This is a genomic window from Pandoraea sp. XY-2 (assembly GCF_004193915.1).
Classification (GTDB): Bacteria; Pseudomonadota; Gammaproteobacteria; order Burkholderiales; family Burkholderiaceae; genus Pandoraea; species Pandoraea cepalis.
In genome coordinates this window covers 3,652,610-3,678,261 of record NZ_CP030849.1, presented here as the reverse complement: position 1 = coordinate 3,678,261, position 25,652 = coordinate 3,652,610, and the positions used below count along the sequence as shown (strand labels likewise).

At 65.8% G+C, this 25,652-nt stretch carries 20 protein-coding genes and 5 pseudogenes; 16 read left to right on the top strand and 9 right to left on the bottom strand.

Features of this window, described 5'->3' with window-relative positions; all coding sequences use genetic code 11:
* Positions 1-11 precede the first annotated feature (11 nt).
* The 4 genes from DRB87_RS16555 to DRB87_RS16540 all read right to left on the bottom strand — a co-directional run bounded on the left by DRB87_RS16555 (position 12) and on the right by DRB87_RS16540 (position 2,905).
* Positions 12-1,043 carry a YheT family hydrolase gene (locus tag DRB87_RS16555; RefSeq protein ID WP_130026686.1) on the bottom strand — a complete coding sequence of 344 codons (1,032 nt, stop codon included), beginning with the start codon at positions 1,041-1,043 and terminating at the stop codon, positions 12-14.
* A 16-nt stretch (positions 1,044-1,059) separates the two neighbouring features.
* The gene (locus DRB87_RS16550; RefSeq protein WP_130026685.1) at positions 1,060-1,515 is read right to left on the bottom strand and encodes a nuclear transport factor 2 family protein; all 456 of its coding nucleotides are present in this window, start codon (positions 1,513-1,515) and stop codon (positions 1,060-1,062) included.
* Positions 1,516-1,575: 60 nt separating this feature from the next.
* On the bottom strand, positions 1,576-2,601 hold the full coding sequence (gene waaF / locus DRB87_RS16545; protein ID WP_130026684.1) for a lipopolysaccharide heptosyltransferase II: 1,026 nt from the start codon (positions 2,599-2,601) through the stop codon (positions 1,576-1,578).
* A gap of 106 nt (positions 2,602-2,707) precedes the next feature.
* Positions 2,708-2,905: a zinc-finger domain-containing protein gene (locus tag DRB87_RS16540; protein ID WP_130026683.1), complete on the bottom strand. Its 198-nt coding sequence runs from the start codon at positions 2,903-2,905 to the stop codon at positions 2,708-2,710.
* 449 nt (positions 2,906-3,354) lie between these two features.
* Between DRB87_RS16540 and DRB87_RS24315 the strand changes: the two are divergent.
* The 5 genes and pseudogenes from DRB87_RS24315 to fba all read left to right on the top strand — a co-directional run.
* Positions 3,355-3,789: pseudogene (locus tag DRB87_RS24315) on the top strand (AzlC family ABC transporter permease); the annotation flags it as partial.
* A 352-nt stretch (positions 3,790-4,141) separates the two neighbouring features.
* The gene (locus DRB87_RS16530) at positions 4,142-4,465 is read left to right on the top strand and encodes an AzlD domain-containing protein (RefSeq protein ID WP_017231600.1); all 324 of its coding nucleotides are present in this window, start codon (positions 4,142-4,144) and stop codon (positions 4,463-4,465) included.
* 86 nt (positions 4,466-4,551) lie between these two features.
* Positions 4,552-5,756: pseudogene (locus DRB87_RS16525) on the top strand (phosphoglycerate kinase).
* Positions 5,757-5,989: 233 nt separating this feature from the next.
* The gene (pyk, locus tag DRB87_RS16520; protein WP_130026682.1) at positions 5,990-7,423 is read left to right on the top strand and encodes a pyruvate kinase; all 1,434 of its coding nucleotides are present in this window, start codon (positions 5,990-5,992) and stop codon (positions 7,421-7,423) included.
* Positions 7,424-7,548: 125 nt separating this feature from the next.
* Positions 7,549-8,613, top strand: a complete 1,065-nt coding sequence (gene fba, locus DRB87_RS16515) for a class II fructose-bisphosphate aldolase (RefSeq protein WP_026131529.1) — start codon at positions 7,549-7,551, stop codon at positions 8,611-8,613.
* 101 nt (positions 8,614-8,714) lie between these two features.
* On the opposite strand, the gene DRB87_RS16510 is transcribed toward fba, so the two are convergent.
* Positions 8,715-9,323, bottom strand: coding sequence for a hypothetical protein (locus DRB87_RS16510; protein WP_130026681.1), 609 nt, complete (start codon positions 9,321-9,323; stop codon positions 8,715-8,717).
* A gap of 199 nt (positions 9,324-9,522) precedes the next feature.
* Here DRB87_RS16510 and DRB87_RS16505 point away from each other — a divergent pair, with 199 nt between their 5' ends.
* The 5 genes and pseudogenes from DRB87_RS16505 (at position 9,523) to DRB87_RS16485 (ending at position 15,011) form a co-directional block, all read left to right on the top strand.
* Entirely contained in the window at positions 9,523-11,088 is a 1,566-nt protein-coding gene (locus DRB87_RS16505) for a hypothetical protein (protein WP_130026680.1), read from the top strand.
* A gap of 205 nt (positions 11,089-11,293) precedes the next feature.
* Entirely contained in the window at positions 11,294-12,199 is a 906-nt protein-coding gene (locus DRB87_RS16500; RefSeq protein WP_240756027.1) for a phosphoribosylaminoimidazolesuccinocarboxamide synthase, read from the top strand.
* A gap of 15 nt (positions 12,200-12,214) precedes the next feature.
* Complete coding sequence (purE, locus tag DRB87_RS16495) at positions 12,215-12,721, top strand: 5-(carboxyamino)imidazole ribonucleotide mutase (protein WP_130026679.1); 507 nt, start codon at positions 12,215-12,217, stop codon at positions 12,719-12,721.
* Positions 12,722-12,762: 41 nt separating this feature from the next.
* On the top strand, positions 12,763-13,956 hold the full coding sequence (locus DRB87_RS16490) for a 5-(carboxyamino)imidazole ribonucleotide synthase (protein WP_130026678.1): 1,194 nt from the start codon (positions 12,763-12,765) through the stop codon (positions 13,954-13,956).
* Between the two features lie 3 nt (positions 13,957-13,959).
* Positions 13,960-15,011 (top strand): annotated as a pseudogene (locus DRB87_RS16485) (L-threonylcarbamoyladenylate synthase).
* A 43-nt stretch (positions 15,012-15,054) separates the two neighbouring features.
* Here DRB87_RS16485 and DRB87_RS16480 read toward each other — a convergent pair.
* Positions 15,055-15,993 carry a sterol desaturase family protein gene (locus DRB87_RS16480; RefSeq protein WP_130026677.1) on the bottom strand — a complete coding sequence of 313 codons (939 nt, stop codon included), beginning with the start codon at positions 15,991-15,993 and terminating at the stop codon, positions 15,055-15,057.
* Between the two features lie 176 nt (positions 15,994-16,169).
* Positions 16,170-17,685: pseudogene (dacB, locus tag DRB87_RS24310) on the bottom strand (D-alanyl-D-alanine carboxypeptidase/D-alanyl-D-alanine-endopeptidase).
* 394 nt (positions 17,686-18,079) lie between these two features.
* Here dacB and DRB87_RS16470 point away from each other — a divergent pair.
* Together DRB87_RS16470 and DRB87_RS16465 are read left to right on the top strand one after the other, a co-directional pair.
* The gene (locus DRB87_RS16470; RefSeq protein ID WP_130026676.1) at positions 18,080-18,787 is read left to right on the top strand and encodes a response regulator transcription factor; all 708 of its coding nucleotides are present in this window, start codon (positions 18,080-18,082) and stop codon (positions 18,785-18,787) included.
* Positions 18,787-20,196 carry an ATP-binding protein gene (locus tag DRB87_RS16465; RefSeq protein ID WP_130026675.1) on the top strand — a complete coding sequence of 470 codons (1,410 nt, stop codon included), beginning with the start codon at positions 18,787-18,789 and terminating at the stop codon, positions 20,194-20,196. Before DRB87_RS16470 ends, DRB87_RS16465 begins: the two co-directional genes overlap by 1 nt.
* Positions 20,197-20,226: 30 nt before the next feature.
* Here the strand turns inward: DRB87_RS16465 and DRB87_RS16460 are convergent, their stop codons facing one another.
* A complete protein-coding gene (locus DRB87_RS16460; protein ID WP_206100033.1) occupies positions 20,227-20,625 on the bottom strand; it encodes a hypothetical protein in 399 nt (132 codons plus the stop codon).
* Positions 20,626-20,878: 253 nt separating this feature from the next.
* Between DRB87_RS16460 and DRB87_RS16455 the strand changes: the two are divergent.
* Positions 20,879-22,413 (top strand): annotated as a pseudogene (locus DRB87_RS16455) (DegQ family serine endoprotease).
* 128 nt (positions 22,414-22,541) lie between these two features.
* A complete protein-coding gene (locus DRB87_RS16450; protein WP_240756025.1) occupies positions 22,542-22,985 on the top strand; it encodes a carboxypeptidase regulatory-like domain-containing protein in 444 nt (147 codons plus the stop codon).
* Between the two features lie 159 nt (positions 22,986-23,144).
* On the opposite strand, the gene DRB87_RS16445 is transcribed toward DRB87_RS16450, so the two are convergent.
* Positions 23,145-24,164 carry an XdhC family protein gene (locus DRB87_RS16445; protein ID WP_130026672.1) on the bottom strand — a complete coding sequence of 340 codons (1,020 nt, stop codon included), beginning with the start codon at positions 24,162-24,164 and terminating at the stop codon, positions 23,145-23,147.
* Between the two features lie 301 nt (positions 24,165-24,465).
* Between DRB87_RS16445 and DRB87_RS16440 the strand changes: the two genes are divergently transcribed.
* Positions 24,466-25,083 (top strand): CoxG family protein, encoded by a 618-nt coding sequence (locus tag DRB87_RS16440; RefSeq protein WP_130026671.1) that lies wholly within the window; start codon positions 24,466-24,468, stop codon positions 25,081-25,083.
* On the top strand, positions 25,073-25,597 hold the full coding sequence (locus tag DRB87_RS24305; protein WP_206100032.1) for a winged helix-turn-helix domain-containing protein: 525 nt from the start codon (positions 25,073-25,075) through the stop codon (positions 25,595-25,597). Before DRB87_RS16440 ends, DRB87_RS24305 begins: the two co-directional genes overlap by 11 nt.
* Positions 25,598-25,652 lie beyond the last annotated feature (55 nt).

The window sequence follows — 25,652 nt, the reverse complement described above, 5'->3', positions numbered from 1 at the left end:
ATGGGGCACCCTTAGGCCGGAGTCGGCAAAAATTGACGGAAGTAGTCGATGACCGTATGCGGCATCCACGTCATGCCGCCCGGAAACGGCCCACTCATGAAGCCGACGTGTCCGCCGTGCACCGGCTGCAGGAGCCGCACGTGGCGACCGACGTCGTCTTCGCCCGGCAACACATTGGCCGGCTGGAACGGGTCGTTGCGGGCATTGATGACCAGCGTCGGCACTTCGATGGCCGGCAGAATCGGCTTGCTCGACGCACGCGTGTAATAGTCGAAGGCGCTGTGATAACCATGCAAGGGGGCCGTCACCACATGATCGAATTCGCCGAGATCGCGCGCGGCCATCATCCGATCGCGGTCGTACAGCCCGGGGTATTGGTCGAGCTTCGCGAGCGCCTTCTTCTTGAGTGTGCCCAGGAAATTGCGCGTGTACACCATGTTAAACCCGTGCGAGAGCGCCAGTCCGCCCGCCCGCAGATCGAGCGGCGCAGAAATCGCACACGCGGCGCTCACCACCTGCGCCGCGTGCCCCTCGCGCTCGCCAAGCCAGCGCAGCAGCACATTGCCGCCCAGCGACACGCCCGCCGCAAAGATCGGGCCCGACGCGTTCGCACGCAACCGTCGCAGCATCCAGTCGACCTCGGTACTGTCACCGGAGTGATAAAAGCGCGGCGCGCGGTTCATGCGGCCGCTGCAACTGCGGAAGTGGGGAATCACGCCGCGCCACCCCTGCGCTTCGACTTCGCGCATCAGGGTGCGCGCGTAGTGGCTGCCGGACCCGCCCTCCAGTCCATGGAAGAGCACGATGAGCGGTGTCTCCACCAGCCCTTCGGGCGCGGGTGGGGCTTTCTGCGCCGCAGGCGGGGCAACCAGCCAGTCGACATCGACGAAGTCGCCGTCGGGCGTGTCCCACGTTTCGCGACGGAATTCGACGCATGGGCGTCGACCCAGCAGCGCCGGGTAGATCGTCTGACTATGCCCGTCGGGCAGCCACCGCGGTGGCCGGTAATCCAGGGGAAGGAACGTCGCGGGGCGCGCCGTCATCGTCGTACCGTCGCGCTCAGTGCAGCCCGTCCGGACGCGCGTGCATCATCAGGCTGAACTGCTCGACAGCATGCGGCGGCAACGGGCTGGAGTGGATATGGGCGAAGCGCCAGTCGCCCTGCTCGTGCACCAGCACGTAAGTCGTGTGGATGAGCTGGGCGGTCGTCTGGCCGGCGTCTTCCTTGCCGACGCGCATCGCTTCGGTCGCCGTGTGCACGACCGTGCCAACGGTGTCGTACTCGGTCGTATCCAGCGAGTCGATGAGCACTACGCTTTGCGCGAACTGGGCGACCAGACCGTTGCGGATCTGCTCCAGACCGTCCCAGCGGGTGCCGTCGGCGCGAATGTAGCTGACGAAATCCTCGTTAGCCCACATTGACATGGCGCGATCCGTCTGCCCACGGCGCAGTGCATCGTAAAAGGCCGTGATGGTTTCACTGGCGGCATCGAACAGACGGACAAAACGTGGCATGTGGATTTACCGTTGAGTGTTACCTGAATCGAGCTGAACGCGCCGCTGCCATGGACTACATCAGCGCTGCGTGAGCAGGATGTTGCGCACATTCGCGAACACGTGCTCGGGCATCAGCTCATTGAGGCAGCGTGTATGGCCCAACGGGCATTCGCGGGCAAAACACGGGCTGCACTCCAATTGTAGCCACAGGATATGCGCCTGGTCGGACAGCGGCGGTGTGTGGCGCGGATCGGACGAACCGAACAGGGCAATCTGCGGGCGGCGCAATGCGGCCGTCACATGCATCAGGCCCGAGTCGTTGCTCACCACCGCATTGGCGCGGGCCAGCAGCGCGCACGCTTCGGCCAGCGACGTCTGTCCACACAGGTTGCGCACGAACGGCGCATCGGCGGCGATTTGCTGCGCGAGCGCACCGTCCTTGCCCGAGCCGAGCGCAATGATCTGCGCATATGGGAACGAGCGGCGAACCAACTGAGCCAACTGCGCGAAATGGCCCGGCGGCCAGCGCTTGGCCGGTCCGAATTCAGCACCCGGGCAGAACACGACGAGCGGTACGCGCAGATCGAGGCCGAAGCGCGCGAAGACACGCGCCGACTCGTTCAGGTCGGCGTCGATGCGCGGCGTGGGCAGGGCATCGGGCAACTTGGCCCCGGGTGCGAACGCGAGCGCAGCGTAGTGCCGCACCATGGGCGGCCGCTCGTCTTTGCGCGGATTGGCGTGGCGCACGTTGAGCAGACCGTAGCGCTGCTCGCCCTTGTAACCAATGCGCAACGGAATGCGCGCCAGCCACGGAATCAGCGACGACTTCAGCGAGTTCGGCAGCACATAGGCGGCGTCGTACCCCTCGTCGGCGAGTACGCTCGCGAGCCGGTAGCGCTCCAGCGGCTGCAACTTGCCGTGCGCGAGGTCGGTGGCGACGACGCGCGAAATCTCCGGCATGCGTTCCAGCACCGGGGCGACCCAGCTGGGCGCGATCGCGTCGATGGTCAGACGCGGATGCAGGCGCTTGAGCAGGGTGAACAACGGCTGCGCCATCAGCGCGTCCCCAATCCAGTTGGGGGCGATCACCAAGGCTTTATGCATCGTGGCGGAGACTCTAAACGTTAAGCGTTGCGAAGATGCGGACAGTCAACCGGCGGTACAGCGCAACCGCAGGCGGCTGCGCCCGGTTGGAGCAACGGCAGCCGGCTCAGTGGTGACCCTTGAGCACGACCCCGGCCTTCACGCGATAACGCGTGCCGCAGTACGGACAGGCCGCTTCGCCATGCGTCACATCGATGAACACGCGCGGATGGGCGCTCCAGGCTTCCATCTTCGGATTCGGGCAATGGACCGGCAGATCTTCAGCGCCGACTTCGACGACCGGCATTTGTTTGATTTCGCTCATGGGGTTCGGACCGTGATGGGTATTCGGACTATTGGGGATTGCATGGCCGGTGCAAAGGACAAAGCCGTCGCCCGCACGCTTACCAAAAGTCGCTATTGTAAAGCAGCCACGGCCCTTTGCGGATGGCTCGCAGCGCTCGCAGCCGCGACGCATGCCAGTTCTTGTCACCGTCGAAGCCCCGCGTGGCGCGTACGCGACACCTCGTCCGTTGCCCTCGCAAAAACGCCTGGATATGCGCTTTCGACGTAGTAAGTAAATATTTACCCTGGCTATAATGGCCTGACGCTCGCCGCCAACGATGACGATATTCAGGAGACACTCCGGCAACCCTGGCGGGCGCTGTGACCGCCAGCGGTCATCATGGGCGTGCCGGGCGCCGTCGGGACCGCTTTGCCCCGCAATGCCAGACACTGCGCCGAACGGCTCGGTGCTCGCCCCCCAAGCCGACCATGCCAATGCTTCGTCTGCCAGCCGCTGAACGTGACGGGTTCAGGGCCGGTTTCCGCATTATTTCGCCGCTGTTGCCTGCCATCTTCTCGTGGGGACTCGTGACCGGGGTCGCCATGGGCAAATCGATACTCACGGTGCCCCAGGCCATCGGCATGAGCCTGATGCTCTACGCCGGATCGGCCCAGTTGGCCTCGTTGCCGCTGTTCGCCGCCGGCATGCCGTTGTGGACGATTCTGCTCACGGTCGGCATCGTCAATCTGCGCTTTGTGATCTTCAGCGCCGCGCTCCAGCCGCATTTCTCTTATTTGTCGCTGCCGCGTCGCATCGTGCTCGGGTACGTCAATGGCGACCTCGGATTCGTGATGTTCATGAACCAGAAGTTCGCGAGCGGCTATGTCCCGGGCAAGGAGGGGACCTACTACGGCATCACGCTCAGCAATTGGGCGGTCTGGCACGTGTCGTCGATTCTCGGCATTCTGCTCGGCGCGCTCGTGCCGGATAGCTGGGGCCTCGCCTTCGCGGGCACGCTCGCCCTCATTCCGATGATGGTTCACACGATCTCCAGTCGCTCGACGATGCTGGCGGTCACCCTGGCATCGGTCCTCGGCCTGCTCGCCTTCGATTTGCCGTATCGGCTCAATCTCGTGCTCGGGGTGGTCGGCGCGCTCGCCGCCGGCATGGTTTGCGACGAACTTTCGGCGCGTCAGGCGAAGCGGGTCGCGCTGGCGAATCCCCCGCGGCCGCGCGCGACGGCGCCCAGCCCGGTCGTTCGGGAGAGCGTCGCTCATGAGTACGGTCGAAATCTGGCTCTCCTTCGTGGCGATGACGGCCATCACCATCGTCACGCGCACGTTCTTTCTGCTCGCGGGAGACCGCGTGACGCTGCCGCAGCGCCTGCAACGCGCGCTGCGCTATGCGCCGGCGGCGGCGCTCGCCGTCATCGTGGTGCCCGAGGTGCTGCTGCTCGATCACCAGTTCTCGCTGCATCTGCACAATCCCAAGCTGGCCGCGGCCGTAGCCGCCACCGGCTGGTTCGTCTGGCGACGCAACATGATCGAGATGATCGTCGTCGGCATGGCCGTCTACACGCTCTGCCGTCTGTTCCTGTAGGCGGAACCCTCGTCGGCCAAAATGGGCATCTGGACGGGCGGATCAGTTAAAATGCATGTTTTTCCCACCATTTATTCCGGATTCTCATGGCTTCCGTCGTACGTCTTTCCGATTTGATCGCCCAGGGTCGCCTGGCAGGCAAACGTGTCTTCATCCGCGCCGATATGAACGTGCCGCAAGACGATGCGGGCCGCATCACGGAAGACACGCGTATCCGCGCCTCGGTGCCGGCCATCCAGATGGCGCTCGACGCCGGTGCGGCCGTCATGGTCACGTCGCATCTGGGCCGTCCGACGGAAGGCGAATTCAAGTCCGCCGACTCGCTTGCACCGGTTGCGCAACGCCTGTCCGAACTGCTGGGCCGCGAGGTGAAGCTGATCGCCAACTGGGTCGACGGCGGTTTTGAGGTGGCGCCGGGCACGGTCGTGCTGCTGGAGAACTGCCGCGTCAACAAGGGCGAGAAGAAGGACAACGACGAGCTGGCGCGGAAGATGGCCGCGCTGTGCGACGTGTACGTGAACGACGCGTTCGGCACCGCCCACCGCGCCGAAGCCACGACGCACGGCATCGCCAAGTATGCGCCGGTCGCCTGTGCCGGCCCGCTGCTCGCCGCCGAACTCGAAGCGCTCGGCAAGGCGCTGAACGCCCCGGCTCGCCCGCTCGTGGCCATCGTAGCCGGCTCCAAGGTCTCGACCAAGCTCACCATTCTGCAGTCGCTGGCCGACAAGGTCGACCACCTGATCGTGGGCGGCGGCATTGCCAACACGTTCATGCTGGCCGCCGGCCTGCCGATCGGCAAGTCGCTCGCCGAAGCCGATCTGGTCGGGCAGGCCCGTTCGATCATCGACGCGATGGCCGCGCGTGGGGCCTCGGTGCCGATTCCGACGGACGTCGTATGCGCCAAGGAATTCAGCGCGACGGCTGAGGCAACGGTGAAGGCCGCCAGCGACGTGGCCGCCGACGACATGATTCTCGACATCGGTCCGCAAACGGCTGCCAAGCTGGCCGAGCAACTGGCGGGCGCGGGCACGATCGTGTGGAACGGCCCGGTGGGCGTGTTCGAATTCGATCAGTTCGGGCACGGTACCGAGACGCTGGCGCGCGCGATTGCCGCCGCCAAGGGCTTCTCGATCGCCGGGGGGGCGATACGCTCGCCGCCATCGCCAAGTACGGTATTGCCGACCAGGTCAGCTATATCTCGACCGGTGGCGGCGCGTTCCTCGAATTCCTCGAAGGCAAGACACTGCCGGCCGTCGACGTGCTGCAACAACGCGCCAGCGAGGTCAACTGATCCCGCAGCGCCAGGTGGAGCGGGGCTCGCAGGCCGGTTTGCCGGTCGACGACGGGCGCGAACGGAGCCGTTTCGACCGGTTTATTGCGAACATCTAAGATCGAATCAAACGATTTCGTACGGACAATACGAACTTTTTGGTTAACCTGTGGCGGCCTAAATGCGCTACAAATCGCTAAGCGCCAGACATGTCGAATGCGCTGTTACCCAAAGAGGATGAAGAGATGGATGTAATGAACCGCTCCACCAAGATCGTCGCCACCATCGGTCCGGCATCGAGCACCCCGGAAGTGCTCTCGCGCATGATCGCCGCCGGCGTCGATGTCGTTCGCCTGAATTTCTCGCACGGCAAGGCGCAGGACCACATCGAGCGCGCCGAGATGGTGCGCGCGGCCGCCAAGGCGGCCGGCCGCGAAGTGGCCATCATGGCCGACCTCCAGGGTCCGAAGATTCGCGTCGGCAAGTTCGAGAACGGCAAGGCCACGCTCGAGGCGGGCGCGAAGTTCATCCTGGATGCCGATTGCGAAGTCGGGAACGAAGAGCGCGTCGGGCTGGACTACAAGGAACTGCCGCGCGACGTGCGTACGGGCGACGTGCTGCTGCTCAACGACGGCCTGATCGTGCTGATCGTCGATCGCGTGCTCGGCAACGAGATCCACACGACCGTGAAGGTCGGCGGCGACCTGTCGAACAACAAGGGCATCAACCGCCAGGGCGGCGGGCTGACGGCGCCGGCGCTCACGGCCAAGGACATGGAAGACATCAAGACCGCGATGGCGCTGGGCGCCGATTACGTCGCGGTCTCCTTCCCGAAGAACGCCACCGACATGGAAATGGCGCGCCGTCTGGCCAATGTGGCCGGTGAGCCGTATGGCATCAAGCCGCTGATGATCGCCAAGATCGAGCGGGCGGAAGCCATTCCGGCGCTCGAAGAGATTCTGGCGGCATCGGACTGCATCATGGTCGCACGCGGCGATCTGGCGATCGAAGTGGGCAATGCCGCGGTGCCGGGGCTGCAGAAGCGCATGATCAAGCTGGCGCGCGAGATGAACAAGACCACCATCACGGCCACGCAGATGATGGAGTCGATGATCCACAATCCGGTGCCGACCCGTGCCGAAGTCTCGGACGTCGCCAACGCCGTGCTCGATGGCACCGACGCCGTGATGCTCTCGGCCGAGAGCGCGGCGGGCAAGTATCCGGTGGAGACCATCGAGGCGATGGCGGCGATCTGCGTCGAAGCCGAGCGCTCGGAGATGGTGGAACTCGATCGCGACTGGCTCGACCAGACTTTTACGCGCATCGATCAAACGATTGCGGCCGGCGCCTTGTTTACCGCGTATCATCTTGGCGCGAAAGCCATCGTGGCGCTGACCGAATCGGGCGCGACCGCGTTGTGGCTGTCCCGCCACAAGATCCATGTGCCGATTTTTGCGCTGACCTCGCAGCTCGGCAGCCATCGCAAGCTGGCCCTGTACCGCAACGTCTACGCGATGCGTGCCGACGCCACGCTCGACCGCGATCACGCGCTCAAGCAAGCCGAGCAACTGCTGCTCTCGCGCGGGGTGGTCAAGCGCGGCGACACGATCGTGCTGACCGTGGGCGAGCCGATGGGACAACCCGGCGGTACCAATACGCTGAAAATCGTTCAGGTGGGCCTGGCATGACGAAGGAGGCCGCGCGAGTGCGGCAAGGCGCCAACGCGCTGCGCCGCCCGCGAGCCGTCGTCATCAGGGGGCACCTCTGGATCGAGGAAAGATTTGCTTAGTTTTGTGATTCCAAGGAGAACATCATGCCCCTAGTCTCTATGCGACAGCTGCTCGACCATGCCGCCGAAAACGGCTACGGTCTGCCGGCCTTCAACGTCAACAATCTGGAGCAGGTTTCCGCCATCATGGCCGCCGCCGACGAAGTCGGCGCGCCGGTCATCATGCAGGCCTCGGCAGGTGCTCGCAAGTACGCTGGCGAAGCGTTCCTGCGTCACTTGATCTCGGCGGCCGTGGAAGCGTATCCGCACATCCCGGTGGTGATGCACCAGGATCACGGCCAGTCGCCGGCCGTGTGCATGGCCGCCATCAAGAGCGGCTTCTCGAGCGTGATGATGGACGGCTCGCTCGAAGCCGACGGCAAGTCGGTCGCCAGCTACGAGTACAACGTCGAAGTGTCGAAGAAGGTGGTCGAGTTCTCGCACTACATCGGCGTGACGGTGGAAGCTGAGCTGGGTGTTCTGGGTTCGCTCGAAACGATGAAGGGCGACAAGGAAGACGGCCACGGCGCCGACGGCACGATGACCCGCGAGCAACTGCTGACCGACCCCGATCAGGCCGCCGACTTCGTGAACCAGACGCAATGCGACGCGCTGGCCATCGCCATCGGCACCTCGCACGGCGCCTACAAGTTCAGTCGCAAGCCGACGGGCGACATTCTCGCCATCGACCGCATCAAGGAAATCCACCGCCGCATTCCGAACACCCACCTCGTGATGCACGGTTCGTCGTCGGTGCCGCAGGAACTGCTCGCCGAGATCCGTGAATTCGGCGGCGACATGAAGGAAACCTACGGCGTGCCGGTCGAAGAGATCGTCGAAGGCATCAAGCACGGCGTGCGCAAGATCAACATCGATACCGACATCCGTCTGGCCATGACCGGCGCGATCCGTCGCTATCTGTTCGAAAACCCGAGCAAGTTCGACCCGCGCGACTACCTCAAGCCGGCCCGCGAAGCCGCCAAGCTGGTTTGCAAGGCGCGCTATCTGTCGTTCGGTTGCGAAGGTCAGGCTGGCAAGATCAAGCCGGTTGCGCTTGAGAAGATGGCCGAAAAGTACAAGAGCGGCGACCTCTCGCAGATCGTGAAGTAATCGCACGCATCATCGCCATGCCGGGCTTGTCCCGCATGGCTTGCTGCCCGACCGGGGCGGCGTGGCGCCGACGCGGCAATCCGCTCGGAGGCACACGACGCTCAGGTCGCAGGCCCGGCTTTGGCCAGCACACGCTGGAACAGAAGCCGGGCTTTTTCTTTTGGCATCTGCAACTGAAACTTGCCGCCCAACTCTGAGCGGATCGTGGCGGTAAGCATTTCCACGCCGTCGACGATCAGCGTCATCGGTTCGTTCATATGCTGACGCGAGAAATCACGCATCCGTGCGGTGGCGCCGTCGCGCAGGCTCATCGTGACGACGACCTCGATATCTGCGGGGGCGACGCTGTCTTGCGCCGGAAACTGCAAACCCAACTGTTCGATATCGCGCGCGGCAAACAGGGCGAAACGCGGAATGCCGTCGTCGTTTTCCGGCGTGGCGATTGCGACGAGACGGGGTAGTGCGGGCCGCTCGACGGTGTCGGCGGTGGCCGTTGCGCCCGAGGTTCCCGACGCCGCGCGCGCCCCACTGGCCCGATGGGCCGGTGCATGCGTGTGGGCGCCGGCGACCGGTGGCGCGGCCGCGTGCGGCGGCGCTGCCGTTTGTGCCGGCACGGGCAGGCTCGCGAGCGCCAGCACGGCGGCGAGGGTTGCGACGCATTGCCCTGCACGGGCCGGCCAGACAGGTCCGGGTGTCGATGTGATCGTCATGGCAGCGCCTTGGTTCGGGTGAACGCTTCCATTCTAGGCAACATCCGGCGCGGAGGCAGGCGGGGAAAGCGCCCGCATTGCGGCGGTGCAAAACGACAGGGATCCGCCGAAACCTGAAGTCCGGTGCGACATCGCGTGGCAGTCTCCGGTGCCCCCCGCCAATCCGCCCATGCCAATGATGGGCCACCCGGAGATATCGATGCCATTGAATCGCCTTCCCAAGACCGTCGCCTGGTGCCTCGGACTGTCCAGTTCCGAAGAGACGTCCCGTACGCCGACGCAGCGTTCGTCAATGGCGACGACGATGACCTCAGCCGCTAACCGAGCCACTCACGTGCGCGTCTCGCAACCGAGCCCTGATGAGGCCGATGTCGCTGCGCCGGTTCCGGGGCCGTCGGTGCGCTCGGCGTCGATGCACTCGATGGCCGCCGACTGGCGCGGGCAGATGGCCCCGACGCAGGGCGCGCCCGAGCCGATTGCGCTTTGGGGGATGGAGGATCCGGCGCCCGAATGGGCAGGGGGCGTCTCGGCAAATCCGTGGGTCGAGGCGTATGGCGTGAATACATCGACGCTCATCCGCGTGGACGGCCAATGCACGCGCTTCGGACTGATCGAGCTGGGCGGGCACCGATTCATCGTGGGCCCCACGGCCACACCGGCAGAGGCGCCGGTACTCACCCGCATGCTCAAGACGCACCCCCAGATCGGCGCGATCTTTTGCGTCGAGCCCGGGACCATGCACGTTCGCGACGCCCCCGTCGAAACGGCCGGCGAGCCGGACTATCGCGAGCGCCCGATCGACGGATACATCCATAGCGTGATGCAAGGCGCGCGAGGCGGTCGCGGGTCTGCCGCGCCGCAGGCGTTGGCGTCGCCCGTGGGCCTCGACGGCGGTCTGTCGCATGTGCAGTTCATGGAGTTTGCGGGCATGGAGCGATTCGACGCCCAGATTCCCCGCGAGGTGCTATGGCGCGCCGGTCGGGGCGTGGCGAAGTTCATGCGAGAGAACCCGGGCAAGATCGCGCTGGTGTGCTCGGAGCGTGGCATCGCGCGTCCGAGTGCCGTGGCGGCCAGCGCGGCGCTGCAACTCCAGCGCGGCGATGCGCGCCTGCGTAACGACCTGGCAACAAAGGTCGCCGCGCAGCGTTCGGAGGCGAGCGACCACCATATCAACGTCGCCACTCGCAGCTTCGATCTCATTGCCGAATTTGCCCGGTTGCTCGACATGCTTCGCAGCCCGGGGCGAGGGGAGCCGCGCTGGGAGCGCAAAGTGCATCTGCTCCGGCAGCGGCTGCCGGAACTGACCGGCGCTCGCGGTGCGGCCATCGATTGGCAGACCGATGCCGGCCGTCGCCATGCGGCCGACATTCTGGAAGCGAACTTCGACAGCGTTGCCCCGTTGCTGGCCTCGGGCGGCTTGCCGGCCGGCATGGCGCTGCTCTGGCTGCGAGACGAAATCAATGTTCTGAGCGGGGTGCGGTTCCTGAGTCCAGGCTATGTCGACGGGCACATCGACCGGATCTCGCACGACGATATCGACCCGGAGAGTCCGGACGCCGTGCGCCTGGTGTCGTTCGACGATTACGGGTTGATGTGCGACAACAAGTATTACGATGCGTCGTCGGTGGCCGGCTGGTACCGGTCGTGCCTGCGCCAGGACGGCTATTTGACGAACCCGATCTCTCGGGCGCCGGTGGTCGCCTTGCTGATTCACGAGGCCGAAAAAGCGCGGCTGGAACCACAGTTCCTTAACGGCATGCGGTAATCCGCGGCGCATGGGGGTACCTCGGGGGGCGCGTTCGGGCGAATTAGGTCGTATTAGGTCGCGCTGGGTCGCGTTGCGCTGCCCTGGATGGCGCCGAACGTCGACGGTGAAGGGCCCCGGCGAGTTGCCGGGTCCACATCTTCGTGAAACGTCGCCCGACGCGCGTATAATTACGCCTTTGCCCTTCCTGATATTGGGTCCCGCCGTGACTACCCCCGCTCCGAACGCCCTGTACGAATCCTCCCTCAAGAGCCTGCCGCTGCTCTCGCGCGGCAAAGTGCGCGACAACTACGCCGTCGGCGACGACAAGCTGCTGATTGTGACGACGGACCGCCTCTCGGCGTTCGACGTGATCATGGGCGAGCCGATTCCGGGCAAGGGCCGCGTGCTCAACCAGATGGCCAACTTCTGGTTCGACAAGCTCGCGCACGTCGTGCCGAATCACCTGACGGGCGTGGCGCCCGAGACGGTCGTCGCAAGCGACGAAGCCGCCCAGGTCGCCGGCCGTGCGGTTGTGGTCAAGCGCCTCAAGCCGATTCTCGTGGAAGCGGTGGTGCGTGGCTACCTGGCCGGCAGCGGCTGGAAAGACTACCAGGCAACGGGCGCCGTGTGCGGCGTAACGCTGCCCGCCGGTCTGCAAAATGCGCAGCAACTGCCCGAGCCGATTTTCACCCCGGCGGCCAAGGCCGAGTTGGGCGAACACGACGAGAACATCAGCTTCGACGAGATGGTGAGCCGTATCGGCCGCGAACTGGCCGAGCAGATTCGCGAGATCTCGATTCGTCTGTACAAGGAGGCGGCGGCCTATGCGGCCACGCGCGGCATCATCATCGCCGATACGAAGTTCGAATTCGGTCTCGACGACAACGGCAAGCTGCACCTGATGGACGAAGCGCTGACGGCCGATTCGTCGCGTTTCTGGCCGGCCGATTCGTACGTGGTGGGCAGCAACCCGCCGTCGTTCGACAAGCAATTCGTGCGCGACTGGCTCGAGACGCAGCCGTGGGGCAAGACCCCGCCCGCCCCGAAGCTGCCCGACGAAGTGGTCGAGAAAACGGCCGCCAAGTACCGCGAGGCGCTCGAGCGCCTGACCGGCCAGCAACTGGCCTGAGCGGGACGTTACGACATGAGCGAGAAACAAACCGTGGCCCCGCGCGTTGGCGTGGTAATGGGGTCCAACTCGGACTGGGAAGTGATGAAGAACGCGGCCGCCGTGCTGGCCGAGTTCGGTGTGCTCTATGAGGCACAGGTTGTCTCCGCGCACCGCATGCCGGACGACATGTTCCGCTACGCCGAAGCCGCGCGCGAGCGCGGACTCGTCGCGATCATCGCGGGTGCGGGCGGTGCTGCCCATTTGCCGGGCATGATCGCTGCCAAGACGTCCGTGCCGGTGCTGGGTGTGCCGGTGCCGAGCAAGTATCTGCGCGGCGAAGATTCGCTGCTCTCGATCGTGCAGATGCCCAAGGGTGTGCCCGTCGCCACGTTCGCCATTGGTGAGGCGGGCGCGGCCAACGCGGCATTGTTTGCGGTTGCGATGTTGGCGGCCGACGACAAGACGCTCGCCGGCAAGCTCGACGCGTTCCGTGCGAAGCAGACCGAAGCGGCGCGCGGCATGACCCTGCCCACGCTGTAAAAGAAAAGCACGTCCCTGCTACTGTCAGCGCCTCAACCAAGATGAATTCTGCCTCCGCTGCGCCCGTTCTTCCCGGTCAATGGCTGGGTATGCTGGGCGGCGGCCAACTCGGCCGCATGTTCTGTTTTGCCGCCCAGTCGATGGGCTACAAGGTCTGCGTGCTGGACCCGGACCCGCGCTGTCCCGCCGGTGCCGTGGCCGATCGCCTGATCGTGGCCGATTATCGCGACGAGACGGCGCTCTCTGAACTGGCCTCGCTGTGCCCGGCGGTGTCGACCGAGTTCGAGAACGTGCCGGCGCAGTCGCTCGACTTCCTCGCCGCGTCCACGACCGTGAGCCCCGCCGGGCGCTGTGTCGCCATCGCGCAGGATCGTGTGGCGGAGAAGCGCTTTATCGAAAGCTGCGGCGTGCCCGTGGCCCCGCATCTGGTCATCGAATCGAACGAAGCGCTCGCGGCCATCGGCGATGCGGCCATCGAACCTGTGCTGCCGGGCATTTTGAAGACGGCGCGCCTGGGCTATGACGGCAAGGGCCAGGTGCGCGTGAATACGGTCGCCGAGGCCCGCGAGGCTTACGCGGCGCTTGGCGGCGTGCCCTGCGTGCTGGAAAAGCGCCTGGCGCTGGCCTTCGAGGTGTCGGTGCTGAGCGCGCGAGGTGCCGACGGCGCAGTCGCCACCTATCCGCTCGCCCAGAACGTGCACATCGACGGCATTCTCGCGACCACGACGGTGCCCGCGCCCGACGCCGCGCCGGCGCTGGCCGATGCCGCACGCGCCGCAGCCGCCAGGATCGCGTCGCAGATGGATTACGTGGGCGTGCTGTGCGTCGAGTTCTTCATTCTCAAGGATGGCTCGCTCGTCGCCAACGAAATGGCGCCGCGTCCGCACAACAGCGGGCATTACACGATCGATGCCTGTGCGGCCAGCCAGTTCGAGCAACAGGTGCGTGCGATGGCCGGGCTGCCGCTCGGCGAGACACGTCAGCACTCGCCCGCGGTGATGCTCAATGTGCTTGGCGACGTCTGGTTCGAAGGCGAGGCCAAGGATCGGCCGCGCCCGCCCGCGTGGGCGGATGTGGTGGCGCTGCCCTCGGCGCGCCTGCATCTCTATGGCAAGGAAGACGCCCGTGTCGGCCGCAAGATGGGCCACATTACGTTTGCCGGTGCGTCGCTGGACGAAGCGCGCCAGGCGTGCGTGACGGCGGCGGCGAGCCTCGATATTCCGCTGGAAGACTGAGCGATGACGTTGCCTCAAGCGCCGCGCATCGTCATGCCGCCGGCAGACGCGATCACGAAGGCCGCCGAACAACTGGCGGCCGGTGAGCTGGTCGCGTTCCCGACGGAAACGGTCTACGGTCTTGGCGGCGACGCGGAGAACCCGACGGCCATCGCGGCCATTTATGCCGCGAAAGGCCGCCCGGCGAATCATCCGGTCATCGTGCACTTCTGCCCGGAAGGGGACCCCGGCTACTGGAGCGACGATGTCACGCCGGCCGCCCGCAAGCTGATGGATGCCTTCTGGCCCGGCCCGCTCACATTGATTCTCAAGCGCGCGCCGCATATCCCCGATGCCGTCTCCGGCGGGCAGGATTCGGTGGGGCTGCGTTGCCCGTCGCATCCCGTGGCGCAGGCACTGCTGCGCGAGTTTGCCCGGATCAAAGGGGGCAGGGCGGCGTGGCGGCTCCCTCGGCCAATCGTTTCGGTCAGGTGAGCCCGACGGCGGCACAGCACGTGCGCGACGAGTTTGCCGGACTACCGGGCGTCACCGTGCATGTGCTCGATGGCGGCGAGGCCGCCGTGGGGATCGAGTCGACGATCGTGGATCTGTCGCGTGGGTTCCCCTCGTTGCTGCGTCCCGGGCATATCACGCCCGAGCAGATTGCCGAAGTACTCGGCGAGATGCCGCGTTTGCCGGGGCAGGACACCGACGCACCGCGCGCCTCGGGCACGCTCAAGGCGCACTACGCGCCGCGCACTCCGTTGTATCTGTGCGATGCCGGGCAATTCGGCCCGGCACTGGCGGTGCGTCCCGAGGGCGAGCGCGTCGCGGTGGTAGCCTTCGCATCGACGCTCGCAGCGCTGCCCGCCGAGGTGTCCGCGTCGGCCGCGATCGTGAAGGTCGAGTTGCCGGGCACGCCCGCCGCGCTCGCGACCGACCTGTACGCCATGCTGCGCCGGCTCGACCGCGCCAACGTCACACATATCCTGTTCGAGCGTCTGCCGGACACCCCGGCGTGGGCGGCGGTCGGCGACCGCCTGGGCCGCGCAGCAGCGGCGTTCGAGCGCGCATAACGCGCAGTGACGGGCTGGCGAGGCGATCGCGCCTCGTCAAGGATCAAGGCGTGTGGCGCGACGCCCCAACGTCCCCGACATTTCCCATATTTCCCGATAATCCGCCGGCCGACGGCGTGACCGTCTGTCCTGCCGCGACTTGTGCCGCCTGCCACGCGCGTCGCCACTCGGGCGGCCCGAACAGCGCCATTGCCTTATTGCGCCAACCCGGCATCGTGAGCGCGTCGCGCGCCATCGCCTGCCATTCGTGAAATGTCAGCGTGATCGGATTGTGCGTGCGGATCGGATCGACGATGCCGAATTCGCACGGCTCGGCCTCGCTTTCTTCCACGTAAGACCCGAACATCCGATCCCAGACGACCAGCACCCCGGCATAGTTGCGGTCGATGTAGCGCGGATTGCGCGCGTGATGGGCACGGTGAATCGACGGCGTGTTCAGCACGTATTCCAGCCAGCCCAGTTTCGGAATCGCCTGGGTGTGTACGAAGAACTGGAACGCGAGGTTGAGCAGGACCACGCCGACGATCTGTATCGGCGTGAAGCCGATGAGCGCCATCGGCGTCCAGAACAGCCACATGCCCGCGACCGGATACATCAGGCTTTGCCGGAAGGCCGTCGACAGGTTGAGCCGCTCCGACGAGTGGTGCACGACGTGTGCCGCCCACAGCCAGCGGATTCGGTGACTGGCGCGATGAAAAACGTAGTAGAGAAAGTCCTGCACGACGAAGAGCAGCGCGAAGCCGAGCCATCCGCCCGGCATCGTATAGAGGCGGTGATGGTCGTAGAGCCACGCGTAAAACGGCACGATGAGCAGCCAGGCCAGTTTGTCCGCGCCCTGGTGCATGAGCGCGAGCGTGGCGTTGCTGACCGTGTCCTTCAGGCTGTACAAGCCGGGGCGGCGGCGCCGCCAATACCAGGCTTCGATACCGATGCACAGCACGAACACCGGCGCGAGCGCCAGCAGGATCAACTCGACGTTCATGACCTCGCGTCTCCTCACGATGGGGTCATCGGAACCGGTGCCCCGGCGTCTTGGCGACGGTGGCACCGATGGAACGTCTATTCTGACGCGAATGGCACGCGACAGCGCGGCGGTTAGAGGGAAACGTCAAATGCGCTCAGGTGAACCGCCTTTTCAGACGGTGCGCCGCTTCCCCATCAAGGCGCGTTCTCATACACCCACGAAATGAGCGCGTCGTTGAACCCGCGGGCCTGGCTCGCCCGCGGATCGTTCACGAGCGAGACCACAACATAGATGTTGCCGGAGCGTGAGCCGACATAGCCGGCCACGGCGCCCACATCGTCGAGCGTGCCCGTCTTGATATGCGCGTTGCCGGCGACGTCGCGATTCATCAGACGATTGCGCATGGTGCCGTCGACGCCGACGGTCGGCATCGATTCGATGAGCACCTGGGCGGTCGGACTGTTGATGCCGTGTTGCAACAGACTGGCCAGCTCGGTCGCGCTGATACGTTCGATGCGCGACAGACCCGAGCCGTTCTCCACCACGAGCCCCGGCATGGCGAGATCATTTTTGTCGAGCCAGCGGTTCAATACGTCGCGCGAGCGCGTCAGGCTGGCCGGCGTGCGGTTGTTGTCGGCGGCGAGACCCAGCGTCAGAAACAGCTGCCGGGCCATCACGTTGTTGCTGAACTTGTTCATGTCGTGCACGACTTCGGCCAGCGTCTGACCCCGATGCGTGACGAGCAGGTGGGCGCCCGGGGCACGACGCCGGTGCGCACATTGCCGTTGAACTGTCCGCCCGAGGCTTGCCACAGGGCGCGGAAGCCCCCAGGAAGAATTGATCGCGATCGGGGGCGGCCACGTTCCAGCCCTTGTCTTCGCACGAGGCCGGATACGTACCTGAGAAGTGGGCGACGTAGCTGCCGTCGGCCATCGCATTCAGCGTGGGGTGAATGCGGGCGAGCCAGTCGCCGCAGTGGCCGGAGCCGGTCGACGACAGGTTGTTTGCCACTTGCAGATTCGCCAGCGGTGGCAGCACGCCGACCTCGACGGTGCCGTTCGGATGGCCGGTGAAGCTGAACGAAACCGCCTTGAACGAGTACAGCAGGGGATCCGGTGCGACGTTGTACGGCCGGTCGTCACCGCCGTCGATGGCCCCGGTGTCGCCGATGTCTGCACTGTAGGCGGAGCGGTCGAGCACGATGTCGCCGTTGATGTTCGTCACCCCGGCGTGGTGCAACTCGGCGACGAACTTCTCCATCTCCTCGGGCACGAGCTTCGGGTCGCCCGAGCCCTTGAAATACAGATTGCCGTTGAGCGTGCGGCCGTCGGACGTGCCGTCGGTGAAGGCCTGCGTGCGCCAGCGATAGTCGGGGCCGAGCGTGTCGAGCGCCGCAATCGTCGTGACGAGCTTCATCGTCGAGGCCGGGTTGCGCGGCACGTTGGCATTGACGGCAAGCAGCGGCGGCCCGATGCGGCCACGCGTTTGCAGCGGGTTGTCGACCTTCGCGACGATCACGCTCACATGGGCGGCGGGTACCTTGCTGGCCGCGAGCGCGCGCGCCAATTCGGGCGGCAGCGGCGTGGCGCGCGCGGCGCTCGCCGGTACCCTGGGCATCTTCGCGTGCTTGAGCGGCTTTGCCTGGACCGGGGCGCTCACGATCATCGCGAGTGCCAGCGCCGCGCAACACGCGCGAGCGACGTTGCGCATGAGGCGGCCCGATGACGGCGAATGAAGAGGGCTGCGCAGTGAGCCCGAAAGGTCGGGGGAGCGACAGGCGCTGCGAAGCAGGCGAGGAACGCGCATGACGGGCGAGGGTCTCCAGTGTTGCGCGCAGCGAAACCGTACGGCCTGAATGCGTGACGGGCACAGGCAAGGCGATGCGGACGCGGCGGCGAAGCGATAAGCGGGTTGCGGGGCCGCGACGTGCGTCTGCCATGCGCGGCCCATGCGTGCCATTGTAAGACGGTCATGCAACGAACTGTCGCTACAATGGGTCGAATTCCGGCGAGTGTCACGTCAAGGCAACATCAAGCAAGCGCAAACAACGTTGCGTCGGCCGCCAGTGTCACGCCAAGAGATGGTCTCAACCGGTGCCCAAGCCATGCGAATTTTGTTGGTGGAAGACGATGCGATGATTGCCACGGCCGTCATGAAAGGACTGCGCCAGGACGGCTGGACCGTCGATCATGTTGGCGACGGTCAGCGTGCGCTCGACGTGCTCTCGCTCGAGTCGTACGACGCGCTGCTGCTCGACCTGGGCTTGCCTCGCCGCGACGGTATCGACGTGCTGCGCACGTTACGCGCGCGCGGCCAGACGTTGCCAGTGCTCATCGCCACGGCGCGCGATGCGGTGGCCGACCGCGTGAAAGGACTCGACGCCGGCGCCGACGATTACCTTGTCAAGCCGTTCGATCTCGACGAGCTGGCGGCGCGTTTGCGTGCGCTGGTGCGACGTCAGGCGGGGCGCAGCGAGCCGTTGCTGCGTCATGGCGGTATCGTGCTCGACCCCGCGACGCGCCAGGTCACGTGCGGCGGCGCATCGGTGGGGCTCTCCGCGCGCGAGTACGCCGTGCTCGAAGCGTTGCTCAATCGGCCGGGCGCGGTGCTGTCGAAGGCGCAACTGGAAGAGCGCATTTATGGCTGGGGAGAAGAAGTGGCGAGCAACGCGGTGGAAGTTCACATCCACGGGCTGCGCAAGAAGCTGGGCGCGGACGCCATTCGTACGGTGCGTGGCGTCGGTTACATGATGCCCGCGCAAGCGGGTGAGACGCCGCCTGCGGCCGGCATGACGGCACCGGAGGCGAACTGATGCGCTCGATTCGCCGTCGTCTCCTTTTCGGATTGCTGATCACGCTCGCGGTAGCGCTGCTGCTCGCGGGCATCGCCATCTTCCGCCAGTCGCGCACGGAGGCCAACGCGCTGTTCGATTTCCAGTTGCAGCAAATGGCCCTGTCGCTGCCGGCCGAGCCGTTCTCGAGCGTGCCAGGCGCGCACAACGAGTCAGGCGGACTCGTCATCCAGATTTGGAGCCGCAACGGCGTGGAGTTGTACTACTCGCACCCGAGCACGCCGTTGCCGCCGCGCGCGGAACTCGGTTTCACGACGGTGCAGACGCCCGAAGGCGACTGGCGTGTCTACGCGGCGCTCGTGGGCGACAACGTCGTGCAGCTCGCGCAGCCGATGGTCATTCGCGATTCGCTCGCGGTCTCGATGGCGGTGCGCACGCTGTTGCCGCTGGTGGTCGCGATGCCGGTGCTCGCGTTGCTCGTCTGGATCGTGGTGGGGCGCGGTTTGCAGCCGCTGCGACGCGTGACGAAGGCGCTCGACAGCCGTGCGCCGGGGGCGTTGGATGCCTTACCCGAGGTCGGCTTGCCCGACGAGGTGCGTCCGCTCGTGCGCGCGCTCAACAGTCTGCTCGGCAGACTCGACGCGTCGCTCGCACAGCAAAAAGCCTTCGTGGCCGACGCCGCGCACGAATTGCGTACGCCGCTCGCCGCGCTGCAACTGCAAGTTCAACTGCTTGACCGTGCCCACACCGACGCGGAGCGGGCCGAGGCGATGCGGGATCTGCGCGACGGCGTGCGACGCGCTTCGCACATGGTGGCCCAATTGCTCACGCTCGCGCGACAGGAGCCGGACGCCGCGCGTGCGGCCGCGGCATTTGTCGAGGTGCCGCTGGCCCCGTTGCTGAGTGAGGTGGTGGCGCATCATGCGGCGCTGGCGGTGGCGCGCGGGATCGATCTCGGGCTGGACGCTCCCGACGCACTGGCGGCCGTCAGTCGCGTGCACGGCGAGGCGAACGCGTTGCACACGCTCTTCGGCAATCTGGTCGACAACGCGCTGAAATACACGCCGCGCGGCGGTCATGTCGACGTGCGGCTGGTGGCGGCAACGCCGGCACCGGTCGTGGAGATCGAGGACACTGGGCCGGGCATTGCGCCCACCGAGCGCGAGCGCGTGTTCGACCGGTTCTTCCGCGGCGGTGCGGCGTCGGTGGAGGGGGCCGCGCCCGGCCATTCGACGCCGGCGAGCGACGCGACGCAAGACGATGCCGATACCCCGCGTGCGCAGGGCAGCGGTTTGGGGCTGGCGATTGTGCGCAACATCGCGCAGGCGCATGGCGCGCGCGTCGAGTTGTTCGATGCCTCCAACGGCCAGGGGCTTCGCGTTCGCGTGAGCTTCGGCGGCGCGACATCGGCGCCGCCGCCTGCGCTTTGATACGTCTGTCGCACGTGATGTCTGCGGCCCTCACCCCCGTGTCACGCTCGTGACCTTGTCATTGTCGATCGTGAGCGTGCGGCGATCCGGGCGGTAGTCGCGCGTCGTCGGCATGGCTCTGCCATCTTGCGTGCCGATGCGCCACGGGCAACCTTGTAGCATCGATTTGGCTTCGCTGAGCGACTTGCCGACGATGGCCTGATCGGCTGGCGCGTCCGGAGTGCAGGCACTGCTTTGGCTCGGCAGGGTCATCGCGTTCGGCATCGAATCGGCCGGGCCTTGTGTTCCCATCCCATCGCCATGGCCGCCGGGCGCGGCGTGCACGGAAGCCGCGAAGGCGAGGCACAGAATAGCCCCGACGCATCCCATCCAGCGAGCGGCGCGGCCATGCACGGACCTGCGATAAAGCGGCGTGTCGATCGTAGACATCATGATTCTCCTGTAGACGAAGACTCGCGGCGCGGGATCGCGCCGCTTCGACACCGTAGTCAGCGGAACGCAACATTCGCAAGGCGAACCACGCGAGTTGTCCCTCCAAACGCTTGCTGCCGTAACGCATAGCACTCAATGCATCATCTGTTGGCAGCCGATGGGTCACTTTTCAGACCGTCTTAAGGTTGCCTTAAGGGAGCCTCTCTACCATCACAGTCATGTCAAACGTGGTGTCAGTCAGGAGAGACTCATGCGGACCTCGAAGCTCACTCGTACGCTGGTTGCCAGCGCTGTGCTCGTCGCGTTGACGGGCGGCTATGTTGCCGGACGTCAGCACTGGCAGGCGCCGCTCGCCTCGGAGATGGTCGCCGACGCCAATGCGGCCAACCCGGCGACGCCAGCCGCCAATGCACCGAATACCCCGAATGCCGCGCCACGCATGCTGGTGCCGGACTTCTCGCAACTGGCGGAACAATACGGACCGGCCGTAGTCAACATTAGTGTGACGCACGATGGGAAACCTTCGGCGGGGGCGGTGCCACGGCGATGCCGATGCCGCCGGGCATGGATCAGAACGATCCGCTGTTCCAGTTTTTCCGTCACTTTTACGGCGCGCCGGGCAACGACGGCGGCGACGGCAGTGGCGATGGTGGCAGCGCACCGACGCGCAGTCTCGGTTCGGGCTTCATCGTGAGCGCGGACGGCTACATCCTGACCAACGCGCACGTCGTGGACGACGCGAGTCAGGTCACGGTGAAGCTCACCGACAAGCGCGAATTCAAGGCGAAGGTCGTGGGCAGCGACAAGGCGAGCGACGTGGCTTTGCTCAAGATTGCCGCCACGAATCTGCCGACGGTGAAGATCGGCGACCCGTCGAAATCGAAAGCGGGCGAGTGGGTGGTGGCCATCGGGTCGCCGTACGGCTTCGACAACACCGTGACGGCGGGCATCGTGTCGGCAAAGGCGCGTGCGTTGCCGGACGAGAACTACACGCCGTTCATTCAGACGGACGTGCCGGTCAACCCGGGTAACTCGGGCGGACCGCTGTTCAACCTGAACGGCGAAGTCATTGGCATCAACTCGATGATCTATTCGCGTACCGGCGGCTTCCAGGGGCTGTCGTTCGCGATTCCGATCGACATGGCGATGAAGGTCAAGGCGCAGCTCCAGCAGTTTGGCAAGGTGAGCCGTGGCCGTATCGGCGTGACAATTCAGGAAGTGAACCAGTCGCTGGCGAAGTCGTTCGGCTTGCCCAAGCCCGAGGGGGCGCTGGTGTCGTCCATCGACAAGAACGGTCCGGCCGCGAAGTCGGACCTGAAGCCGGGCGACGTGATTCTGGCGGTCAACGGCACGACCATCGAGGACTCGGTGCAGTTGCCGGAGAAGATCGCCGATATGCGTCCGGGCGAGAAGGCGACGCTGACTGTCTGGCGCAATGGTGCGAAGCAGGACGTAAGCGTGACGGTGGCGGCGCTCAACGAGAAGAAGGACGTCGCGAGCACGGACGACTCGGCCACGCATGGCCGGCTGGGACTCGCGGTACGCGACCTCTCGCCGGACGAGAAGCGCGCGGCTCAGGTGACGCACGGTTTGCTGGTGGCCCGTGTCGGCGGACCGGCCGAGCAGGCGGGCGTGCAGGCGGGCGACATCATCCTGTCGCTCAACGGCACGCCGGTGACGAGTGCGTCGCAACTGAGCGATAAGCTCAAGAAAGCGGGCAATAATGTCGCGTTGCTCGTACAACGCGACGGGCAACAGATTTTCATCCCGGTCGATCTCGGCTAAGCGCCGGGCGAGGCACTCACGGGATGCCACGCACTACCTTGTGTGCCGGTGCTCGGCAGCGATGGCTTCACGGCTGCCGTGCCACCGGTGCGATCCTGCATCGTGATGTCATGAACGGGAGGTCGAACATGGGGCAACAATGGCAACGCTGGACGATGGCAGCCGCGACGGCCGCGGCATTGGTCGGAGGGCTTGGCATATCGGTGGCGCATGCGCAGGGCGGCATGCTGCCGCCGTCAATGCAGCAGGGCGACGTGACCTACGTCTCGGGCGGTATCGACAGCGATCAATCGGGGGCCTTCAAGCGCGAAGCGTCTCACTGGCCGCTGTCCATCGAGATGGCGGCTCGCGGCGACGGCGCGAACGAGTACATCGCCGACGCTCAGGTGCAGATCATGCACGGTAGCAAGACGGTACTCGACGTACGCGCGAAAGGGCCGTTCATGCTGGTGAAGCTGCCGCAAGGCAGTTACACCGTGAAGGCGACGTACGACGGCAAGCCCATGACGAAAGATGTGAAGGTGCCCGCGAAGGGGCATGCAGCGGTAACGTTTCTGTGGCCACATGACTGATGTGCCGATCGGTCGTGTCGGGTAAGGCGCCACGGATGACGAGGTAACCCAGGTAGTACTCCGTAGCAACGAGTGAGCGAGTTGCGCCGCCGAAAGGCGGCGTTTTTTTGTTCAATGGGAAGGGGAAGCGGGCGATCAGCGCGGGGCGCGCGTGGCGGGTCAAACCGTGTCGCGGCACACCGAGGTGTCGTCGCCGATAGTCTCCTCGCTCGTGCGCACGGCGAATGTTTGTTTGACGTCAATGCCGTTCTTGATCGCCGTCATCTCGGCGAGAATGGCCACGGCGATCTCTGCCGGGGTGCGCGCACCCAGATGCATGCCGACCGGCCCGTGCAACCGTTCGATTTCCGCCGAACTCAGATCGAACAGCGACAGCCGTTCGCGGCGTCGCGCGTTGTTCACCCGCGAGCCGATGGCGCCGATGTAGAACGCCGGGGACTTGAGCGCTTCGAGCAACGCCATGTCGTCGAGCTTCGGGTCGTGCGTGAGCGTCAGGACAGCACTGTGCGAGTCGAGTTGTTGCCGCACGATCAGGTCGTCCGGCATTTCGCGAGAGAGTTCGGTGCCGGCCACGTGCCATTCGTCTGCGTATTCGCTACGCGGGTCGCAAACGATCACGTGATAGTCGAGCGCGCACGCCATGCTCGCAACGTACTTCGAGAGCTGCCCGGCACCGATCACCACCAGCCGGTGGCGCGGGCCGTGCGAGGTGATGAGGCGCGCGCCGTCGAATTCGAGCGGCGGGGTATGGTGCCCGGGGGCGATGCGCACCGCACCGGAGGTCATGTCGAGTTCGCGCACGACGAGGCGGAATCGCGAGATGGCATCGAGCAGTTCCGAAATGCGCGAGGCGTCGCGCACCGGCTCCAGCACCAGTTGCAGCGTGCCGCCGCAGGGCAGTCCGAAGCGATGCGCTTGCTCGGCCGTCACGCCGTAGCTGGTGAGTTGCGGGCGATCCTGCGGCCAGTCGCCGTCGCGCAGCCGGGCGATCAGGTCGTCCTCGACGCAACCGCCCGACACGGCGCCGACCAAATGGCCATCCTCCCGAATCGCGAGCATCGAGCCCACCGGACGCGGGGCGGAGCCCCACGTGCGAACCACCGTGCCCAGCGTGACGAAAAAGCCCGCGCGGGTCCACTGTACGGCGGACTTCAGCACTTCCAGATCGACACTGTCCATCCCACGGTTCCTTGGTCAATACGCGAGCGGTCGCGCATCGGCCAAGGCATGGGCCGCCGTCATGTCACCGCTCGATGTGATGCGCCGAGTATAGCGCGCCTTGGCTTGCGCTGTATCCCACGGAATATTGCGCTTGGTCTTCCCTTTGCGTGACCTGGCGAAGCCTTGTGCGGCGCGTTGCGGACCGCGGGCAAGCGGTCGCGGCGGTGATCTGGCGCGGAGAACTCGTGTCACAATAGTTTGCAGGTCGAGATGACGCCGCGTGACCGACGAGCGACCGCATCACGTTTGGGGAGGGGCAATGGAGCTACATGACAGACGGCAATTGCCGGTGGCGCGAGACCTCGCGTGGATCGCGCTGAACGACCCGGGCATCTTGCAAGGGTGCATCCCAGGCTGCGAGTCGATCGAGCGGCTCGACGACACGACGTGGACGATCGTCGTGAGCGTCGCGTCGGGTCCGTTGGGCGGTCGCTGGTCGGGCCGAATCACGGTGACGGACGTCATGGCGCCGACATCCTACACATTGAATGTCGACGCCCTGGGCTCGGCTGCCGGACACGCACGAGGCAGGGCGACCATCACGTTGCAAGCGCAGGGACCGATGCACACATTACTGACGTACGACCTCACGACGCACCTGGGCGCCGAGTCCGCGCATCTGGACACGCCCCAGGCGCAGGCGGCCGCCCGCAAGCTCATCGATGAATGCCTCGCGCGGCTGACGGCGGCCATTGCCCCGCATGCCGCAACTTATCCGCCGATTGCCGCCGACGGCGAAGTGGCCGCCGCACTCGCAACAGATGCCGCGCTGCGCGACATGCCGTCCACGCGGGGCAGGCTGGCGCGCTGGTGGCCGTGGGCCGTGGCGGCGCTCATTGCGATCGTCGTCTTCCTGTGGGGCAGCCATGCCAGTTGAGCGTCGTCGAGGCAAGGTGGACGTCGCGCCCGCCGGGGGCGCCCACGCGCGCAGGCAACTGGCGACGGCCGCGGCGCTGGAGGCACTGGAAGCCGCGGGGAAAGTGCCGGCGCCGGCCGGCGAGGCGGGCCACGACGTGCGCGTGCGCGTGCGGGATGGCGATACGCCAGTGTTCGGGCCCGGGCGCCTGGCGTTGCTGCGGGCCATCGAAGCGACGGGGTCGATTTCCGCCGCCGCGCGCCGCATGGGCATGTCGTACCGGCGTGCGTGGCTGCTCGTCGAAGCGATGAACCACGAATTCCGCGAACCTCTCGTCACCCGACATATTGGCGGTGTGGCCGGGGGCGGCGCGCAGCTCACGCCGTTCGCGCAGAACCTCGCCGCGCACTACGACACGCTCATCAATGAGATCCGTCTGCTGCTCGACGCCCACGTGCCGACGTTCGACGCATATCTCAGAAGCGGCACGGCGGATGACCCGGAGACCGAATCGGTACCGTCGCATCGCCCTTGATGCCCGGACTCGCCGAATATCACGAAAACGTTATTTCTCCGTGAGGACTTCGTCA

Bases quoted from the DNA above. Each gene is read 5' to 3' on its own strand.
- DRB87_RS16555 (WP_130026686.1), bottom strand. From the start codon at position 1,043: ATGACGGCGCGCCCCGCGACGTTCCTTCCCCTGGATTACCGGCCACCG.
- pyk (WP_130026682.1), top strand. From the start codon at position 5,990: ATGAACCGCTCCACCAAGATCGTCGCCACCATCGGTCCGGCATCGAGC.
- DRB87_RS16540 (WP_130026683.1), bottom strand. From the start codon at position 2,905: ATGAGCGAAATCAAACAAATGCCGGTCGTCGAAGTCGGCGCTGAAGAT.
- DRB87_RS16480 (WP_130026677.1), bottom strand. From the start codon at position 15,993: ATGAACGTCGAGTTGATCCTGCTGGCGCTCGCGCCGGTGTTCGTGCTG.
- purE (WP_130026679.1), top strand. From the start codon at position 12,215: ATGAGCGAGAAACAAACCGTGGCCCCGCGCGTTGGCGTGGTAATGGGG.
- DRB87_RS16550 (WP_130026685.1), bottom strand. From the start codon at position 1,515: ATGCCACGTTTTGTCCGTCTGTTCGATGCCGCCAGTGAAACCATCACG.
- DRB87_RS16445 (WP_130026672.1), bottom strand. From the start codon at position 24,164: ATGGACAGTGTCGATCTGGAAGTGCTGAAGTCCGCCGTACAGTGGACC.
- DRB87_RS16465 (WP_130026675.1), top strand. From the start codon at position 18,787: ATGCGCTCGATTCGCCGTCGTCTCCTTTTCGGATTGCTGATCACGCTC.
- fba (WP_026131529.1), top strand. From the start codon at position 7,549: ATGCCCCTAGTCTCTATGCGACAGCTGCTCGACCATGCCGCCGAAAAC.
- DRB87_RS16460 (WP_206100033.1), bottom strand. From the start codon at position 20,625: ATGTCTACGATCGACACGCCGCTTTATCGCAGGTCCGTGCATGGCCGC.
- DRB87_RS16470 (WP_130026676.1), top strand. From the start codon at position 18,080: ATGCGAATTTTGTTGGTGGAAGACGATGCGATGATTGCCACGGCCGTC.
- DRB87_RS16490 (WP_130026678.1), top strand. From the start codon at position 12,763: ATGAATTCTGCCTCCGCTGCGCCCGTTCTTCCCGGTCAATGGCTGGGT.
- DRB87_RS16510 (WP_130026681.1), bottom strand. From the start codon at position 9,323: ATGACGATCACATCGACACCCGGACCTGTCTGGCCGGCCCGTGCAGGG.
- DRB87_RS16440 (WP_130026671.1), top strand. From the start codon at position 24,466: ATGGAGCTACATGACAGACGGCAATTGCCGGTGGCGCGAGACCTCGCG.
- DRB87_RS16450 (WP_240756025.1), top strand. From the start codon at position 22,542: ATGGGGCAACAATGGCAACGCTGGACGATGGCAGCCGCGACGGCCGCG.
- DRB87_RS16505 (WP_130026680.1), top strand. From the start codon at position 9,523: ATGCCATTGAATCGCCTTCCCAAGACCGTCGCCTGGTGCCTCGGACTG.
- DRB87_RS24305 (WP_206100032.1), top strand. From the start codon at position 25,073: ATGCCAGTTGAGCGTCGTCGAGGCAAGGTGGACGTCGCGCCCGCCGGG.
- DRB87_RS16530 (WP_017231600.1), top strand. From the start codon at position 4,142: ATGAGTACGGTCGAAATCTGGCTCTCCTTCGTGGCGATGACGGCCATC.
- waaF (WP_130026684.1), bottom strand. From the start codon at position 2,601: ATGCATAAAGCCTTGGTGATCGCCCCCAACTGGATTGGGGACGCGCTG.